The 15,695-nt window shown below is 63.1% G+C and carries 12 protein-coding genes and 2 tRNA genes; 3 read left to right on the forward strand and 11 right to left on the reverse strand.

All coding sequences use genetic code 11. The features are described 5' to 3' along the window. Position 1: 1 nt before the first annotated feature. The 10 genes from AC3WUF_RS18805 to AC3WUF_RS18850 all read right to left on the reverse strand — a co-directional run bounded on the left by AC3WUF_RS18805 (position 2) and on the right by AC3WUF_RS18850 (position 14,105). Positions 2 to 2,140 (reverse strand): hydantoinase/oxoprolinase family protein, encoded by a 2,139-nt coding sequence (locus AC3WUF_RS18805; RefSeq protein WP_492428500.1) that lies wholly within the window; start codon positions 2,138 to 2,140, stop codon positions 2 to 4. Between the two features lie 10 nt (positions 2,141 to 2,150). Further along, positions 2,151 to 2,597, reverse strand: a complete 447-nt coding sequence (locus AC3WUF_RS18810; protein WP_492428502.1) for an acetone carboxylase subunit gamma — start codon at positions 2,595 to 2,597, stop codon at positions 2,151 to 2,153. Between the two features lie 11 nt (positions 2,598 to 2,608). Continuing rightward, the gene (locus tag AC3WUF_RS18815) at positions 2,609 to 4,585 is read right to left on the reverse strand and encodes a hydantoinase/oxoprolinase family protein (protein WP_492428504.1); all 1,977 of its coding nucleotides are present in this window, start codon (positions 4,583 to 4,585) and stop codon (positions 2,609 to 2,611) included. A gap of 254 nt (positions 4,586 to 4,839) precedes the next feature. Next, positions 4,840 to 5,178, reverse strand: coding sequence for a hypothetical protein (locus tag AC3WUF_RS18820; RefSeq protein ID WP_492428506.1), 339 nt, complete (start codon positions 5,176 to 5,178; stop codon positions 4,840 to 4,842). Then, entirely contained in the window at positions 5,175 to 5,555 is a 381-nt protein-coding gene (locus tag AC3WUF_RS18825) for a hypothetical protein (RefSeq protein ID WP_492428508.1), read from the reverse strand. Before AC3WUF_RS18825 ends, AC3WUF_RS18820 begins: the two co-directional genes overlap by 4 nt. Before the next feature lie 32 nt (positions 5,556 to 5,587). Continuing rightward, on the reverse strand, positions 5,588 to 6,964 hold the full coding sequence (locus AC3WUF_RS18830; protein ID WP_492428510.1) for a DUF1329 domain-containing protein: 1,377 nt from the start codon (positions 6,962 to 6,964) through the stop codon (positions 5,588 to 5,590). 117 nt (positions 6,965 to 7,081) lie between these two features. Beyond that, positions 7,082 to 9,178, reverse strand: a complete 2,097-nt coding sequence (locus AC3WUF_RS18835; protein WP_492428512.1) for a DUF1302 family protein — start codon at positions 9,176 to 9,178, stop codon at positions 7,082 to 7,084. A gap of 73 nt (positions 9,179 to 9,251) precedes the next feature. Next, a complete protein-coding gene (locus tag AC3WUF_RS18840; RefSeq protein ID WP_492428514.1) occupies positions 9,252 to 10,196 on the reverse strand; it encodes a WD40/YVTN/BNR-like repeat-containing protein in 945 nt (314 codons plus the stop codon). A gap of 2 nt (positions 10,197 to 10,198) precedes the next feature. Further along, the gene (locus AC3WUF_RS18845; protein ID WP_492428516.1) at positions 10,199 to 11,587 is read right to left on the reverse strand and encodes a DUF1329 domain-containing protein; all 1,389 of its coding nucleotides are present in this window, start codon (positions 11,585 to 11,587) and stop codon (positions 10,199 to 10,201) included. 22 nt (positions 11,588 to 11,609) lie between these two features. Further along, positions 11,610 to 14,105 carry an efflux RND transporter permease subunit gene (locus AC3WUF_RS18850; protein WP_492428518.1) on the reverse strand — a complete coding sequence of 832 codons (2,496 nt, stop codon included), beginning with the start codon at positions 14,103 to 14,105 and terminating at the stop codon, positions 11,610 to 11,612. Between the two features lie 351 nt (positions 14,106 to 14,456). Between AC3WUF_RS18850 and AC3WUF_RS18855 the strand changes: the two genes are divergently transcribed. From AC3WUF_RS18855 to AC3WUF_RS18865, 3 genes are all read left to right on the forward strand, one after another. Beyond that, the gene (locus AC3WUF_RS18855) at positions 14,457 to 14,807 is read left to right on the forward strand and encodes a hypothetical protein (RefSeq protein WP_492428520.1); all 351 of its coding nucleotides are present in this window, start codon (positions 14,457 to 14,459) and stop codon (positions 14,805 to 14,807) included. Between the two features lie 270 nt (positions 14,808 to 15,077). Further along, positions 15,078 to 15,154, forward strand: a tRNA-Arg gene (locus AC3WUF_RS18860). A 74-nt stretch (positions 15,155 to 15,228) separates the two neighbouring features. Further along, positions 15,229 to 15,320, forward strand: a tRNA-Ser gene (locus AC3WUF_RS18865). A 163-nt stretch (positions 15,321 to 15,483) separates the two neighbouring features. On the opposite strand, the gene csrA is transcribed toward AC3WUF_RS18865, so the two are convergent. Further along, positions 15,484 to 15,684: a carbon storage regulator CsrA gene (gene csrA, locus AC3WUF_RS18870; RefSeq protein WP_492428522.1), complete on the reverse strand. Its 201-nt coding sequence runs from the start codon at positions 15,682 to 15,684 to the stop codon at positions 15,484 to 15,486. Between the last annotated feature and the right edge of the window lie 11 nt (positions 15,685 to 15,695).

Here is a 15,695-nt window from a genome sequence, read left to right on the forward strand (position 1 = left end):
ATCAGGCTCCCTGCGTGCGGATGAACCAGACACCGCCCTGGGCGGCAGCGTGGTAGGCCCAACCCGGTTCGATCAGATAGGTCGTTGCCCGCGTCGTGACGATCGCCGGACCCTCGATGTGCGTGTCCTGCGCCAGCGCGGCATCGCTGAAGATCGGCGTATTAAATGCCTTGTCGTGACCGACGAAGTGACATTCGCGATGCGCGATCGGCGCCGGCGCCGCTTTCGGTGCGCCGAGTTCCTTGAGCTTGGCGAACGTCACCTTCGGCTGTTCGACGAAGGAGCAGACGCGCAGCGTGTTGATGCGCACGCCGGTTTCCGGCGACTGGCTGCCTTCGCCGAAACGTGCGCCGTAGCTCTTGTGGAACTGGTCCATCAGCGCCAGCACGTCGCGCTGCGACTGGATCCGGTTCAGCTCGGTGACGACGGCGGTCTGCACGCGCTGGTTGCCGTAGCGCATGTCGAGTTCCAGCCGGTACTTGATCTGGTCCGGCGTCATGCCCTGGCGCAGCAGGTCGTCGCGACCGCGACGCTCCAGTTCCTCGACATTCCTGTTGAAGCTGTCGTAATCCTGGAAGAAGGCCTTCAGCGCCGGATTGAACAGTACGGTCCAGGTGCTCATCTCGTGGATGTGCATCTGGTTGACGTTACCGGCTCCGCAGGCCGAGAACGTCGACGAATACGGCGGCGCGAAGATGCGGTTGATGCCCAGCGAATTGGCGATGCCGCAGGCATGCAGCGGACCGTTGCCGCCGTAGGCCAGGATCGTGAAATCCCTGGGTTCATAGCCGCGCGTGCGCAGCTCCGTCGCAATGCCGTTGGCCATGCTGCCGTCGACGTTGCGCTTGATCAGCTTCGCGGTCTCGATGACCGACAGATCGAGGTCGTCGCACAGCCCGTCCTCGATCGCCTGTTTCGCGCGTTTCGGATTGAGTGGGATGCGGCCGTTCGCGTAGTTCTTCGGGTCCAGATAGCCAAGCACCAGATCGGCGTCGGTGACCGTCGGCTTGAGGCCGCCGCGGTCGTAGCAGGCCGGGCCCGGATCGGAGCCCGCCGACTGCGGACCGATCTCGATCGAACCGAACATGCGGTCGTAGCGCGCGATCGACCCGCCGCCGGCACCGAGCGTGACCAGATGCACCATCGGGATCGACACCAGCCAGCGGTCGATGACGGGATTGAAATCGTAATGCTTGACGCCGCCCTGATCGACGATGCCGATGTCGAAGCTGGTACCGCCCATGTCGGTGGCGACGACATTGCCAAGCTCGGCCGCCGCGGCCAGATGTTCGCTGGCGGCGACGCCGGAGACCGGGCCGGAATGCACGGTCTGCAGCGCGTCCGTCGAGTTCAGCTGCGCCATGCCGCCGGAGTTGTGACTGACCAGCATCGGCTTGTCATAGCCCATCGAGCGCAGATTGAGCTCCAGCGTGCCGAGGCCGTGATACATGGTCTGGTGCAGGAAGGCGTCCATGATCGTCGACGTGCCGCGGGCGTACTCGCCCTTGCGGCCGGCAACCTGATGCGACAGCAGCATCGGGATCGAGCCGAGCAGGTGCGCCGGATACTCCTCAAGGAAGATCTCGCGCACGCGCAGCTCATGTGCATTGTTGACGACGCTGTTGGTGAACATGACGACCAGCGCTTCGGCGCCGGCGTCGACCAGCTCGCGGATGCGGTTGCGGACGTCGTCTTCGTCGAGGTCCCAGAACACCGCACCCAGATAATCGACGCGCTCGCGGATCTCGCGAATCATCGGGATCGGCACGATCGGCTTGGGCCGGTTCGCGTTCGGGATATCCATCTGCTCGGCTTCGGACAGGCCTTCTCCGTAACCGCGCGCACGCGACAGCGGGATCGTGCTCTTGAAGCCGGTCGTGACGAGCACGCCGATGCGCGGACCCTTGCGCTCGATCAGCGCATTGGTGCCCAGCGTCGTCGAATAGCGCACCGAGTCGACTTCCGACAGCAGCTTCGACGGTTCGACATTGAGCTGTTTGCAGGCGTCGCCGAGCGACTCGTTGAATCCCAGAGCCAGGTTGTGATGCGTCGTCAGCGCCTTGCCTTCGATGTACTGGTTGTCCCAGACCACGAAGCAATCGGTGAAGGTACCGCCGATATCCACGGAAACTCGTTTCATCGTCGAATTCCTAGTGCTTGTGGCCGGCGTGGCCGTGCTGATGCTTCTCGTGCAGCGCACGCCCGGACTTGACCTTCTCCAGCGCCAGATCGGGACCGATCGCCGGTTCCTTGACTTCCGGGCGGTCCTTCCACTGCAGCTTCAGCGCATCGATATCGAGCTCGATGTCGTGCAGCGGCGGGTGCCCCGGCGGCAGGTACTCGGCCTCGGCCATCACGCCGCACTGCGGGCAGTAGTACTCGAGGATGCGGCACCAGGTCGGGTCCGGCGAGTAGGTGCGCTCGTACATCTTCGTGTCGAGCAGGGGCTTGTGGATCTCGCGCGGGTCGCGATCGTGCACCAGCATGCCGCGCTTGTAGTTTTCGCGTGCGCTGATGTGTTCGTGTCCGCAGCGGCGGCACTCCCACATCTCGGTGTCGAGATTGATGCGCAGGTATTCGGTGATGAGCACTCGCATGGATGTTCTCCTCAAGCCCGCGTCAGCAGGATGTCGCCTGCCTGATTGATTTCGAAAGACCAGCCGGCATCGATGCGGCTGGTGAAGAAGGCCTCTTCAAGCACGCAGGGGCCGCTCGCATGAGCGCCGGGCTTCTGCTCCTCGACGCGATACAGCGGCAGCGAAGCGGACTTGCCATCCACCAGCGCCGTGCGCGTTGCGGAACTCACGGCAGCCGCACCCTTGAGGCCGAAGCTGCCCTTGAGTTCGGGGTGCGCAACCGGCTTGACCGCCAGCAGCCGCAGCGTCAGCTCGGCCTTCGCCGGCAGATCCTTGGGCAGCACATCGCCGTCGATATCGGCCGCGCGATGCTCCTTGCCGCTGACGATGTGCAAGGTCGCCTGCACCTTGCAGTCGGCGAGCTTGGCGCCCTCGGCGAACATGCCGCGCTCGGCTTGCAGCAGCAGCGCGGCGCGCGCTGTCGCCAGACCGGCATTGCTCGCTTCCGGCAGCGTCATCTCGAAGCTGTGGCCGACATCGGAGAAGCCGATGCCGAAGGCTGAAAACACCGCGGCGAGTCCGGGGATGATGACGCGCTTGATGCCGGCTGCCTCGGCCACCTTGCAGACGACAAACGGGCCAGCGCCGCCGAAGGCGGCCAGCGTTGTCTCTTCACTGATGCGCGTATCGCGCTTGAGGCTGGTGGCGACCTTGGCTACCCAAGCGGCTTCCATCTGGCCAACCGCAGCCTGCACATCGAGCTTGAGCGGATCGGCGACGGCGGCCTTGACCGCGGCCTGCGCACGTTCGGCGTCGATCTTCAGTTCGCCACCGAAGTACGACGCGGGATCGAGCAGGCCGGCGAGCAGGAAGGCGTCGGTGATCGTCGCTTCCTTGCCGCCGAGGCCGAAGCAGGCTGGTCCCGGTGCGCCACCGACGCTTTCCGGACCAACTTTGATCTTCTTGCCATCCGGAACGTTGATGATGGAGCTGCCGCCGACGCCGACGCTGGTGACGTCGCACAGCGGGAACGAGGTTGCGACGCCTTCGACCTTGCCGCGCTCTTCGGTGCGGACCGCGCCGTTCTCGACCAGCGAGATATCGGTCGTCGTGCCGCCGATGTCCATCGTCAGCAGGCTCTTGAATCCGTAGTGCGCCGCAAGCGCCTTCGCACCCTCGGCGCCGCCGCGCGGGCCGGAGCTGTAGGTCTTGATCGCCACCGTGCGCGCGACGCGCGCCGCGTTGCCATCGTTGCGGAAGATCAGCAGCGGGTTGCGCGTCTTGTACTCGCGCAGGCGGTGCTCGGCGGAGTACAGGAAGCGCTCCATCGCCGGATGCAGGAAGGCGTTGAACAGCGCGGTCCAGGCGCGGCGGCCGTCATCGGCGTCGCCGGACAGCTCATGCGCGTAGAGAATCGGCAACGCGCCGAGCAGATGCGGCGGGAAACGCCGCAGCAGCACGCGCTTGAGGATGTTCTCGGCTTCATTGCGGTTGGCACCGCCGAAGGCGATGACGATGCGGTTCGCGCCGGCCGACGACAGCATGGTGATCGCCCGCGTCGCGGCGGCGTCCAGCGCTTCGCCGGTCAACTGGGTGTCGATCTTCTCGACACGCGAACCGACCAGCGCATCGAACAGCGATGCGGACTGTTCGTCGCTGCGCAGCGCGTCCATCGACAGCGCGGCATCGGTGACGAGTCCGAGGCGCGGGCCCTTGCGTTCGACCAGCGCGTTGGTGCCCTGCGTCGTCGAGTAGCGGATCAGCTCGGTCGCCAGCAGCAGGCGCTGTGGGTCGTCCTCGCCGTACATCAGGCGCGATGCTTTCTTGATGCCCTCGAACAGGCATTTGGAAAGATCGTAGGGGGTCGTGATCGTCTTGGTGCGGTGCACGCGGTCGCCATCGATGACGCAGATGTCAGTCAGCGTGCCGCCGTTGTCGATGTTGATGAGCAGCCCACTCTCGGCGGTCGCATTCGCCGCAGCGGCGACCTTCGTCGCGGCGGCGGTCATCGCGACACTCCGCAGCACACCGATGGAACGACGGCAGCAACGCCGCAGCAGCTTGCAGGGGTCGCGTAAGCCATGCCGGTTCTCCTCCGGTTTTAGATGAGCTGAATTTTCTTGAGACGATGGACAGAGTCCTCGTCTTCTAGCTGTTCACGGTATCGACTCGACGCGGTGCTTTCGCTACCCAGGAGGGTAGTTTTTCAGCAGCGTTCCGCAGCAGTTTTCATGGTGCAGCGCAGCGCAAATGCGCAGTGCCTCTACTTCGACACCGCGGCGACGTCGCAACCCTCGGCAACCCCCTGCGCCGCGCGGAAGCGCGTCCAGGACTGGGCATAGACCTGCGTTGCGATCTTCTTCATCTCGTCGCCGCTGAGATCGCGGAACATGCGCCGGTAATCTTCCGGATTGCGCTCGACCGAGCCGGTGATCAGTTCCAGCGTGTACCCCGCCTCACGGTTCTGCGCGACGCCCATCGCGAAGTCCACGGCATCGGCGCACCAGTCGTCGGACTTGGGCGCGGCGTGCGAGGTCATCGGAACACAAAGCGCGCAGGCCAACGCGAGAGCCGCCAGCGGCTTGGCAATGTCGAGATTCATGAGCGCACTCCGTCCATCATGATTTCCGGTTCCGGTGCGACCGCGGCCGGCGGCGCTGCATCCAGCTGCAGCGCGCACGAGCGGATCGTGTTCCTGGCGGCGATGAAGCGCGTCCACTGCCCTTCGTAGACCTGCTTGACCAGCAACTGCATGTCCGGCTCTTCGAGGTCCGGGTACTGCTGCTTGAAGACGGTCTGGCTCTGATGAACCGAGTCGCTCAGCTCTTTCTGGTCCTTGCCCTGCGAGCGTCGCTCCGCGGTGCGGATTGCGAAGTCGACCATGTCCGCGCAATAAGCGTCGGTCACCGGGGCCGCCTGCGCGCCGCAGACCAGCGTTGCGAGCGTTATGCCGAGAGTTGCCTTGAACATTGCCGTCATGTGCGCCACTCCGCAGGAAGAGTTCTGGAAAATCAGGCCGCGCCGAGCGCCACCAGCGCCGTCTTGGTCAGGTATTTGTCGTAGATCTTCGGATCGTTGACGAAGGTGCTGTGCCCGCCGGAGATCGACTTCACCTGTTCGAGGCGCGTCATGCGACCGGTCTGCACATCGAAGGCATGCACATGCGCCCACGACCAGTACGGGTGCTTGCCGTCCATGAAGGACTTGCCGCCGTCCTCGTAGAGCGAGAATGCACCGTCGAAGGAATGGAACGGCTCGCCGCGGCGGTCGTACGAGACCATCGCGACCGGCAATTGCGTGCGCGCGTCGAACCAGACGTGCTTGCGACCGACCGGCGCGCGCGGAAACTTGACCGGCTCGGCGGCGGTCTCGATCGCCTCCGGAATCAGCTCGACGTCGGTGTCCCAGAAGGTCTTGCCCTGGGGGCCGCCGTGCGTCTTGTGCTCCCAGTTCGGATGCGCAGAATTCCAGCCGCGCGACACCGCGGCGAGGATCGGGCCGCGACCGACGACGCGATAATTGCCCCAGGTGTTGAGCGGATCGCCCGCGGCCCAGGCGTCGGACAGATAGATCGTCGAGCCGGTGATCAGCGGCTCGAAGCGCTGGTCGGTCGGGAACTGGCGCACGCGACGGAACTCAGGCACGTAACCGTAGAGATCGGGAAAAGCGTTCTGGTCGTAGGGCCAGACGTTGAGAAAGGACGTGCCCTTGGCGCTCAGCGGGGTCAGGAAGAACACCGACTGCAGACGCAGACGGTCTTCATGGCCCGGCAGATAGGGCTTGGGATCCATGACCGTGCGGCCGATCGTCGACAGCTCGGCCCAACCGGTCTCGTAGTTGTAGAGCACTTCGCCGTTCGGATCGAGCGCGTAGGCCTTGATCGCATACAGCGACGCGTCGTGACGGCCCCAGCTCAGCGTCAGGCCGGCGAACATCTCCAGCGCGCCGGTCGAATCCGGAAACGGCAGGCCGCCGATCCAGGGCTTGCCGTCTTCGGTGACGACATTGCCGGTGGCATCGAAACGACCCTTGCCGCGATTGCGCAAGGTCGCCTCGAGATACGGAATGGGGCTCAGCTTGGTGATGTCGGTCGTCGTCTTGACGATGCGCAGGCGGCGGCCGAGTGTCTTGATCTGGATGTACTTGATCGGCTCGATCAGCTCCTTGATCAAGTCGACATTGCCGGCGTGGATTTCATCGCCGGTCTTGAACTTGCCTTTGGTGTAGGCCTCGATCGACAGCAGCTCATCGGGATAGGCCTTGGCGCTGTCGCCGTTCTGCGCAACCGCCTGCCAGACCGGCATCAGCACGCCGGCGGCGGCACCCTTGGCCATTGCCGTCAGGAAATGGCGCCGGCTGAACTGGCGGTCGTAGCGCAGCAATCGCATCAAATTCTCCAAAGTGTCCGGCGGAAACAAAACCGGCGGTCAGCATGCTGACCGCCGGAATGGGGGACTTAGTGCGCTTGTGAAACTGTGAGCATCAACTTCTCGGCATCAGGATGCTCAGAACTGGTAGCCGATGCGGACGGTCAGCTCGTCGGCGAAATCCACCGTCGACAGCAGCGTTTCGTTCGGATTGGCATTGCCCAGAGAGCCGTTGATGTAGGTGTAGAAAGCTTCCAGCGTCCATTCACCCGATGGCTTCCACTTGATGCCCGGCTGCACGAGGATGCTGCCGCGCGGGTCGTACAAGGTGGCAAAGCCGATGCGGTAAATGTCTTGCGGAAACGGCTGCTGGAAAGCGAAGGCGATGTAATGCGCGCCATCGACGCCCTTGCCCTCGCCCTGCTCGCTGCCGCCGTAGCCGCTCAGGTGCCGGCCGAACATGTCATCCGTATCACGGTACATGTACTGGAACACCAGGTACGTCGCCGGGAAGGCATTCGTGAAGCGATGGTACTTTTCCATCACCAGCGCGCCGACGAAGGCATCGTCCTTCATGAACGACTGCTGCAGGCTGGTGCCGGTGAACGTGCGGTCCGGCGTGAAGCTGGTCTCGACGTTGATGATCAGCTGATCGAGCAGGCTGCCCGGCTCGCCTTCGACGACGTAGCTGGCACCCAGGCCGTAGACCTCTTCCTGGAAGTACTCGCGGGCGATATGACCGCGCAGTGCGCCACCGGCCGCGATGAAGAAGGTGTTCAGCTCGTTGACCGCCTGCTCGTAGTTGTCGACGTGCGATGCGAAGATTTCCTGCGAACCCGGAAACTCGTCGATCGACGCGTTGAGACCGGACACGCCGAGCAGACGCACCTGGGCCGCGTAGTTGAACCACTCGTTCGCCGAGTACACACCGCCCGGCGAGGCTTCGAACGGCGTCCGCGAGAGAATCTCGCCCGAGGTACGGCCGCTCAGCGCCAGCGTCGTGTTGACGAGCGCACCCAGCGTTCCCGGCGTATTCGGCAGATCCTTGTTGACGCCGGACTCGGTCCAGCGGAACACGCCGTCCGGGTTGTAGCGCTGTACGGCCATCGCCTGGACGCCCCACTGGCCGAAATCGCCCTTGAAGCGGATACCGTAGCTCAGCTTGTCGTCGTAACCGCCGGCGCTGTACATGTCATGCACGGTGAACTGCGTCGGAATGACGTTGTACTGCGTGTTCGGGTTGCCGTAGATCGTCGGCTGGAACTTCTGCACGAAGCTGTCCACCAGCATCGAATCGCTGATCTGGTAGCCGGTGCGCAAGGCCAGCGACGGCACGCGCTTGTCGGAGAACTCTTCCTGCGCGTAGTCGAGCAGCGAGTGACGACGCAAGTCGAGACCGTTGACGACGTCGAACACGCGGAAGAAGATCGCCTGGCCCCAGGCAATCTGCTGGTTGCCCAAGCGCATGTTGAGCGGACCGGCGTTGTACTCGAGGAACAGAGCCGGGAAGTAGACCTGGTAATTCTGGCCCGCCCACTCGAGCGGATTGGCATTGCCGCCGCCTTCCACTTCGTAGCCGAAGTAGTTCGGCGTGCCCTGATACAGCGAATCCGGACGGCTCTGGATGCCGCCGTTGACGTTCGCGTAGTCGCGGGCATCGAACTCGTCGTACTCGCCCGGATCGTAGATGCCGCGGACGCGTGCGATGAACTTGAAGTCGGCGCTGAGCTGCACGCCCATTTCAAGCTCGGCACGGATGATCTGGTAGTTGAAATCGTTGTCGACCGTCTCGAACGGCTGTCCGGTGCCATCGGCACTGGACCGGCCGCGCAGGCCCGGCGAATTCGCATCGCCAACGAGCAGGCCCAGCGGATCGAGCAAGCTGAGCGGCACAGTGCTCCAGCTCGTCACGCCGCCCTGGATGCCTTCCAGCAGCGGGCCGACAATCGGCAGCGGCAATGCGGCGCCGACGAAAGTGGGTGGCACATACGCCGCACGCGGGATGGAACGCCCGTTGAAAGTATTGCCGAGCTGGTTGTTCGGGTTGTCGTAGCTGCTCGTCGAGAACGATGCCTCCGGGCGGATGAAGCCGCCGAACGAGATGTCGACGTTATCCCACCAGCTGCCCCCGCCACTGCTTTCGCCTTCATCCTGCGCCTGAGCGACACCGACCATGCCCGCGCTGATTGCGCAAGCGGCGGCGACGCCCAGCAGCCTTGCCTGTTTTGCCTTCATTGAGATCTCCAAGCGCACTTCTATTTATTCAGTCCCCACGAGCTGCACAGTTTGCTACTGGCTTGGCCCGCCTTTACTGCTGCAACTTCACCACCATGCCCGACTGCCCCACCGCATAAACCGCGTCGCCGCCTGCCGCGAGACCGGCGTACCACACACCGCCGAACGGCGGCGCGGAAAGCACCTTCCAGGTACTGCCACCATCGGTGCTGGTCACACTCTCGCGGAAGCCGGTGACCATGACCGACTGGCCGCTGCTCTCGACCGCGAGCAGATTCGCCGTGCTGCCGGAGGTCTGCGCGACCCAGGTTTCGCCACCGTCGCTGCTGCTCAGCAAGGTGCCGATCTGGCCGGCGGCATAGCTCGCCTGCCCCTGCGGGTTGATGTCGAGCGCGAAGATCGACGCGTCGCTCTGGTTGAGCTTGCGCCAGGTCTGCCCGGCATCCGCGGAGCGGAGGATCAGGCCGAACTCGCCCGCGACGGTGATCTGATTCTGATCATCGATGTGCGCGGCATACAGATGCGGTTCCGCACCGTCGGTGCCCATCGCCGACCAGTCGATCGTCAGGCGCGTGAAGCTCTTGCCCGCATCGGTCGACAGCAGCACGGTGCCGAAGGCGCCGCCGACGACGATCTGGCCTGCTGCATTGCCATCGACTGCGAACAGACGTTCCTTGCTGCCCGTATCCAGCTTGGTCCACTTGCCGGACGCGTCGCGCGCCATCGCCACGCCGGTCTGGCCGACGGCCAGCGCGTGACCATCGGCGTTGATTTCGACGCCGAGCAGCGACAGCTGGTTGCCGGCACCATCAACGCCCTTCCAGCTCGCACCGCCATCGACGGTTTCGACGATCGCACCGCCGGCGCCGACCGCAACGCCCAGCTTGCCGGCGAAGTCGACCGCAAACAGGGCGTCGTGCGCCGTGCCGCTGTGCACCGTCTCGGGTGCTGCGGCGCCGACCATCGGCGCCGCAGCAGCGAGCAGAGACAGTGACGCCAGTCTCAGCAGAGTCCGCATGATCAGGCCTGACCCAGGCGCTGGATCGCCTGCACCGTGAGGTACTTGTTGTAGACGTCGACACTGCCGGCATCCCAACCGCTGGTGTAGCCGCCGGTGACCTGCTTGGCCTGCACGAAACGGCTCATGCGGTTGGCCTGCAGGTCATGGCTGAGCACGCCGACCCACGACCAGTTCGGATTGCCGTCCTTGTCCTTGACCGTCATCTTGTCGTTGGCGTACTGCGCGTAGTGCGGCTCGAACGACTTCCAGATTTCACCACGACGGTCGTAGGTGTTGTACGCGACGTACATGCCGTTGCGGACGTCGATCCAGGTGCGCTTCTTGCCGACCGGCGCGCGCGGGTAGCCCGTCGGCTCGGCATCGACGACGATGCACTCCGGCACCAGTTCCATCCACACGTCATGGAAGGTCTGGCCCTTCGGACCGCCGTGCACCGGACGCTCGTAGTTCGGGTGGTAGCCGCCCATGAAGTTGCGGCCGCCGATGACGCCGAGCATCGGCTTGCGCTCGACGATCTTGTAGTTGCCCCAGGTGCCCATCGGATCGCCCGCTGCCCAGGCGTCGGACAGGAAGATCGTCACGCCCGGCACCAGCGGTTCAAAACGCTGGTTGGTCGGGAACTGGCGCACGCGACGGAACGCCGGCAGGTAGCCCTGCAGGTCCGGGAACTTGCGCTGGTCGTAGTACCAGGTGTTGAGGAAGGAGCTGCCCGCAGTGTCCTGCGGCGAGGTGAACCACACCGACTGATAGCGCAGCAGGTCCTTCTTGTCGCCCCAGACCTTGCCGTCGAGACGCGCCGTCGTGTTCAGCTCGGCCCAGACGAAGTCGTACTGGTAGGACAGATTGCCGGACGGATCGATATCCCAGTCGCGCACCGCGTACTGCGAGTAATCGTGGCGGCCCCAGCTCAGCGTCAGGTTGGCAGTCGCTTCGACGCCGTCCTTCGGCTCCGGGAACGGCATGCCGCCGATCCAGGGATCGCCGCTCTGGGTGTAGACGTTGCCGTCCGTACCCATCTTGGCCTTGCCCTTGTTCTTCAGCGTCGCCTCAAGATAGTCGTACGGATAGAGCTTGGTCGTGTCCTTCGTCGATTCGACGATGTTGATACGACGGCCCATCGTCTTGACCTGCATCGCAGCGATAGGGTCGAGCAGATGCTCGACGTACTGCAGGTTGTCCTTGGTGATGACGTCGCCCGGCTTGACCTTGCCCTTGGTGTGCACCGAGATGGACAGCAACTCATCGGGATAGGCCTTGGCAACGTCCTCGGCGCTATGCGCCATCATCGGCCACAGCGGCGCGAGAACACCGGCGCCCGCGATACCGCGCGCCGTCTTGTCCATGAACATGCGGCGGCTATAGTCGAAATCGTACTTGCGAATGTGCATTTTCGTCTCTCCTCGGGGTGTATCAGCCGCCAGCAGCAGCGGGGGCATCGGTGGAACCGCCGTGCATACCGCGCGACGGAGATTGTGCAGCTTCCTTCCGTTTCTTGGCCTCTGCGGCGAGCAGTGCGATCTCCGCACTCTCGCCAATGACCATCAAATCCTTGTTCGAAACAAACGACGGCTTGATCAGCCAGATCAGCAGCGGCAGCACGACGAGCGCGAGCACCATGTTGATCAGCATGATCAGTACCAGCAGCGCGCCCATGTCGGCCATGAACTTGAGGCCGGACAGGAAGTACCAGGGCGCGATGCCGACGACCATGATCGACGCGGTGAACATGATCGCCTTGCCGGTCGTCGTCAGCGCAGCGGTATTCGCCGCGCCCCAATCTCCCGGCTTGGCTTGGTATTCCTCGCAGATGCGCGACAGCAGATAGATGCCGTAATCGATACCGACGCCGACGCCGACGCAGGCGACGAGCACGGTGTTGATGTCCATGCCGATGCCCATGGCCCACATCGACGCCGTCATCACGAAGTTCGACAGATTGACCGGGAACAGCAGGATCAGACCGGCCATCGGCGAACGATAAGCCAGGCTCGTGCCGAGGAAGATCACAAGGTTGAGGCAGCCGAAGATCAGCCAGTGGTATCGATCGACAACGCGATTCATCGCCTGCTGCAGTGCAATCGTTCCGGTGCCCAAGCGGACCGTGAAGGCCTCATGATCGACCTTGACCTGTTCGACTGCCTTGAGCGCAGTCGCCAGTGCGCCATCGACCGTCTCCTGCTTGTTGTCGGCGTACCACAGAGAAACCGTGGAGTGCTGCTGCTCGAAGTCGACGATATGCGAGTAGGCCTTCGGGCTGCTGCCCATCAGCACCGCCGACGCTGCAGCGTTGGTCGCCGCATTGTCCGGGTCGATCGGCAGCCACTTGGGGTTGCCGCCGGCATAGAGGCGGTTGCCTTCCATCAGATAATCCGCGAAGGACAGCGACGCACGCGGCGGTGATTCACCCTTCTCGATCAGGCTCTGCAGCTGCTGCATCGCCATGACCGTCTCCGCTTGACGCGCAACCCGGCTCGGGTTCTTCGGATCCTTTGCCTCAAGCACCAGCTCCAGCGTGTTCACACCGGGGAAATTGCTGTTGATCCGCGAGACTGCGGTGTTGTATTCCGAAGCTGGCCACAACAGATTGCTGCCCTCGACTGGATTGCCGGTCTGAATCTTGAACGAGCCATAGGCTGCAACGGCAGAAACGATGATCAACGCGATCGTCGTACCCCGCGCGCGGTTGCCGTGCGTGAGCTTGGCAATGCCGCCGAGCAGATTCTGGAACATCTTGTGGATGCCGCCGGAGTCGCCGTGTCCGATCAGCTGCGCGACGTTCTTGGGCACCGGCAGCGAAGCGAGCAGCAGCGAGATCAGCACAACGCCGGTCGGGATGAGCCACACGCACCACATGCCGCAGAACAGTGCGAAGCGTTCCATCGCCGGAATCGGTGCAATGGCGATCAGGAACACACCGACGATGTCAGTGAAGATGCCGAGCACCGACGGCGCCATCATCACGCGCATGGTGATCTCGGCGGCCTTGACGCGATCCGGCACATGCTCGAGCACTTCGTAATAGCGTTCGGTGAACTGCACGCAGTGCGAGAACGAGCGCGCGACCAGCAGCAGCGGCACCACCATCAGCAGCGGCTCGATCGGCGACTTCAGCCAGCCGACGAGGCCGAAGCCCCAGATTGCGGCGACCGCGCTGGTGACGATCGGCGTGACGACGCCGACGATGTTTCGCATATAAAGCACCAGCGCGATGATCAGCGCCGCGATCGTCATGATCGCGATCCACAGCACCTGCTGCTGGTAGTGATAGACCCAGCCCGTCAGCGTCGGCTGACCGGCGACGTAGACTTCATGATCGGCATCCGTCGCGTTCTTGGCGAGATCCTGCACGTACTTGAACGCTTCGCCGTAGTCGAGGCGCGACTCGATGAACGTACCGCTCACCAACGTCGCAGTACCGTCGTTGGAGATCATGAAGGTGCGCGCGTTCGGCGAGTTCTGCACGCGGCCGCGGAAGATCTCGATCTCTTCCGGCGTCGTCGGAATCGCATCCTCCATCAGCGGACGCATGTCGATGCCGAACGGCGTGGCTTCGGCGTAACGCGCCTTTTCCGACGCGATCGACAGGATCTGGTCGTGGTCGATGCCCGGCGCAAGGTCGATGTCGCGCGTCAGCTGCCAGACCTTGCCCAACGTCTCGGGATTGTAGATGTCGCCGTTCTTGCGCTTGACCATCATCGTGACGGTCAGCGGGTTACCGAAGTTCGGATGGTCCTTGAAAACCTGGACGAACGGATCGTCCTTCGGCAGCAGGTCCGAGAAGATGGTCTTGATTTCTACATTGCGCAGACCCACTGCAAAAAACGCAGTGATTGCGATGAACACGAACCACGAAACCTTGCGGTTTTGAATCGTGATTCGTGCGATTTTATGACGCATTCCTTCCATGACAGCTCCGTGGTGGTCAGCTCAGGCCTGGTCGGGCTTTGAGTTACAGAGGCGACACACACGCTGCATTGGCATACGCAGCATGCTGATTGTTGGACGCAGGGAATCGAAGCGAATCACGGATGCTGCACTGCAGCGTGCAGCGAACGAACGCAACGCTCGACGACGTTGCCTCGCTCATATGCCATGGGGATTTTGTCTCCCTCACGCACAGGGCTGATGTGAGCCATACGCTTCTCCTCCTGCTTATCTTTTACCGGCTCTTCCTTTCCGCTATTGCTTGCGTTTGCGGAAGGCCTCTTTACGCACCAGCGCAACTTACGGGTCGCGATCAAGTCGCACACTACACGGATGGGTAGTTTTTCCTATCGCAAGCCGCAATGCCGCGATGGATCGTCGATGGCCGTTCTGTTATTGCAGCGCAGCATCGACATCATCGGTACATCCATCGGCAATCGATTGACGCATTCATCGACGCATCGATTGCGAATTCGTTTCTGCGCGCAGATTGCATTGCATCGCGAACCACACCGATGCTGCGCTGCAATATTCGAGACGCGCGTTTCAAGTGATCGATGCATTTCATTTGTTGCGCGCCGTTCGGCGCGGAATATTCTTTCCGCGATGCAAATCGACGCATGCAATGAATTCGGCCGCCAGAATGGTGGTATGAGTCGCACGAAGTTCTTTGCGGAACCGTGATGATCAAGACATGCCCGATCGTCATTTCCGCTCGTCCATCGATCGCGATGGGCCCCTCGCTCAGGTGCCCGATCACGCCCGGCTCCGCATGGCGAACCGCGCTTCTCCGCCAAGGCAGGGGCATCACCTCGCCGAGCGCCGCGTCGGACTCAAAAGACGTAAAGGCACCTACTGTCCACGGATTGAGGCGGCTTCATAGATTTTGCTTTACCTTGTCCGCCAAGGCCGCTAGAATCGCGGCCCTCGCAGCCTAGTTCTGTTGCGAGATGTGCGCCCGTAGCTCAGCTGGATAGAGCACTTGGCTACGAACTAAGGGGTCGGGCGTTCGAATCGCTCCGGGCGCACCATTTAATTCAATTGTGCTGTCGAACCGGGTCACCGGATCGACAGAGGCAGGGTGAGTTTCCTTGCCGATCGTCCCGGAGAGATGGCCGAGTGGACGAAGGCGCGCCCCTGCTAAGGGCGTATAGGGTTTATCCCCTATCGAGGGTTCGAATCCCTCTCTCTCCGCCATTTCAAAAACGCGAAAGGCCTCCTTCGGGAGGCCTTTCGCGTTTTGCCTGTCGAACTCGGGATTCAAAACTTCGAAGGGCCACCGCCACCCACGGGGCCTGACGCCGCAGCCCCACCCTATCCCGCCGGCCCACAAAAAAGCCCCGTTTCCGGGGCTATTTTTTCAACCTGCAGCCTGCAGAGGCAGCGCCGCGTCCTGCCCTTCATTGCGCAGGCGCCGGACCAGTTCCTCGCGGTGGACGGCCACTTCGCGGGGCGCCTGCACGCCGATCCGCACCTGCCCGCCTTTGACCCCGAGCACCGTGACTTCCACGCCCTCGCCGATCATCAGCGTTTCACCGACCCGCCTCGTCAGAATCAGCATTCCGTTGCCCC

It is taken from the genome of Fontimonas sp. FW305-C-3 (genome assembly GCF_058783185.1).

Bases quoted from the DNA above. Each gene is read 5' to 3' on its own strand.
- AC3WUF_RS18830 (WP_492428510.1), bottom strand. From the start codon at position 6,964: ATGCGATTGCTGCGCTACGACCGCCAGTTCAGCCGGCGCCATTTCCTG.
- csrA (WP_492428522.1), bottom strand. From the start codon at position 15,684: ATGCTGATTCTGACGAGGCGGGTCGGTGAAACGCTGATGATCGGCGAG.
- AC3WUF_RS18810 (WP_492428502.1), bottom strand. From the start codon at position 2,597: ATGCGAGTGCTCATCACCGAATACCTGCGCATCAATCTCGACACCGAG.
- AC3WUF_RS18820 (WP_492428506.1), bottom strand. From the start codon at position 5,178: ATGAATCTCGACATTGCCAAGCCGCTGGCGGCTCTCGCGTTGGCCTGC.
- AC3WUF_RS18835 (WP_492428512.1), bottom strand. From the start codon at position 9,178: ATGAAGGCAAAACAGGCAAGGCTGCTGGGCGTCGCCGCCGCTTGCGCA.
- AC3WUF_RS18855 (WP_492428520.1), top strand. From the start codon at position 14,457: ATGGGTAGTTTTTCCTATCGCAAGCCGCAATGCCGCGATGGATCGTCG.
- AC3WUF_RS18825 (WP_492428508.1), bottom strand. From the start codon at position 5,555: ATGACGGCAATGTTCAAGGCAACTCTCGGCATAACGCTCGCAACGCTG.
- AC3WUF_RS18815 (WP_492428504.1), bottom strand. From the start codon at position 4,585: ATGACCGCCGCCGCGACGAAGGTCGCCGCTGCGGCGAATGCGACCGCC.
- AC3WUF_RS18840 (WP_492428514.1), bottom strand. From the start codon at position 10,196: ATGCGGACTCTGCTGAGACTGGCGTCACTGTCTCTGCTCGCTGCTGCG.
- AC3WUF_RS18850 (WP_492428518.1), bottom strand. From the start codon at position 14,105: ATGGAAGGAATGCGTCATAAAATCGCACGAATCACGATTCAAAACCGC.
- AC3WUF_RS18805 (WP_492428500.1), bottom strand. From the start codon at position 2,140: ATGAAACGAGTTTCCGTGGATATCGGCGGTACCTTCACCGATTGCTTC.
- AC3WUF_RS18845 (WP_492428516.1), bottom strand. From the start codon at position 11,587: ATGCACATTCGCAAGTACGATTTCGACTATAGCCGCCGCATGTTCATG.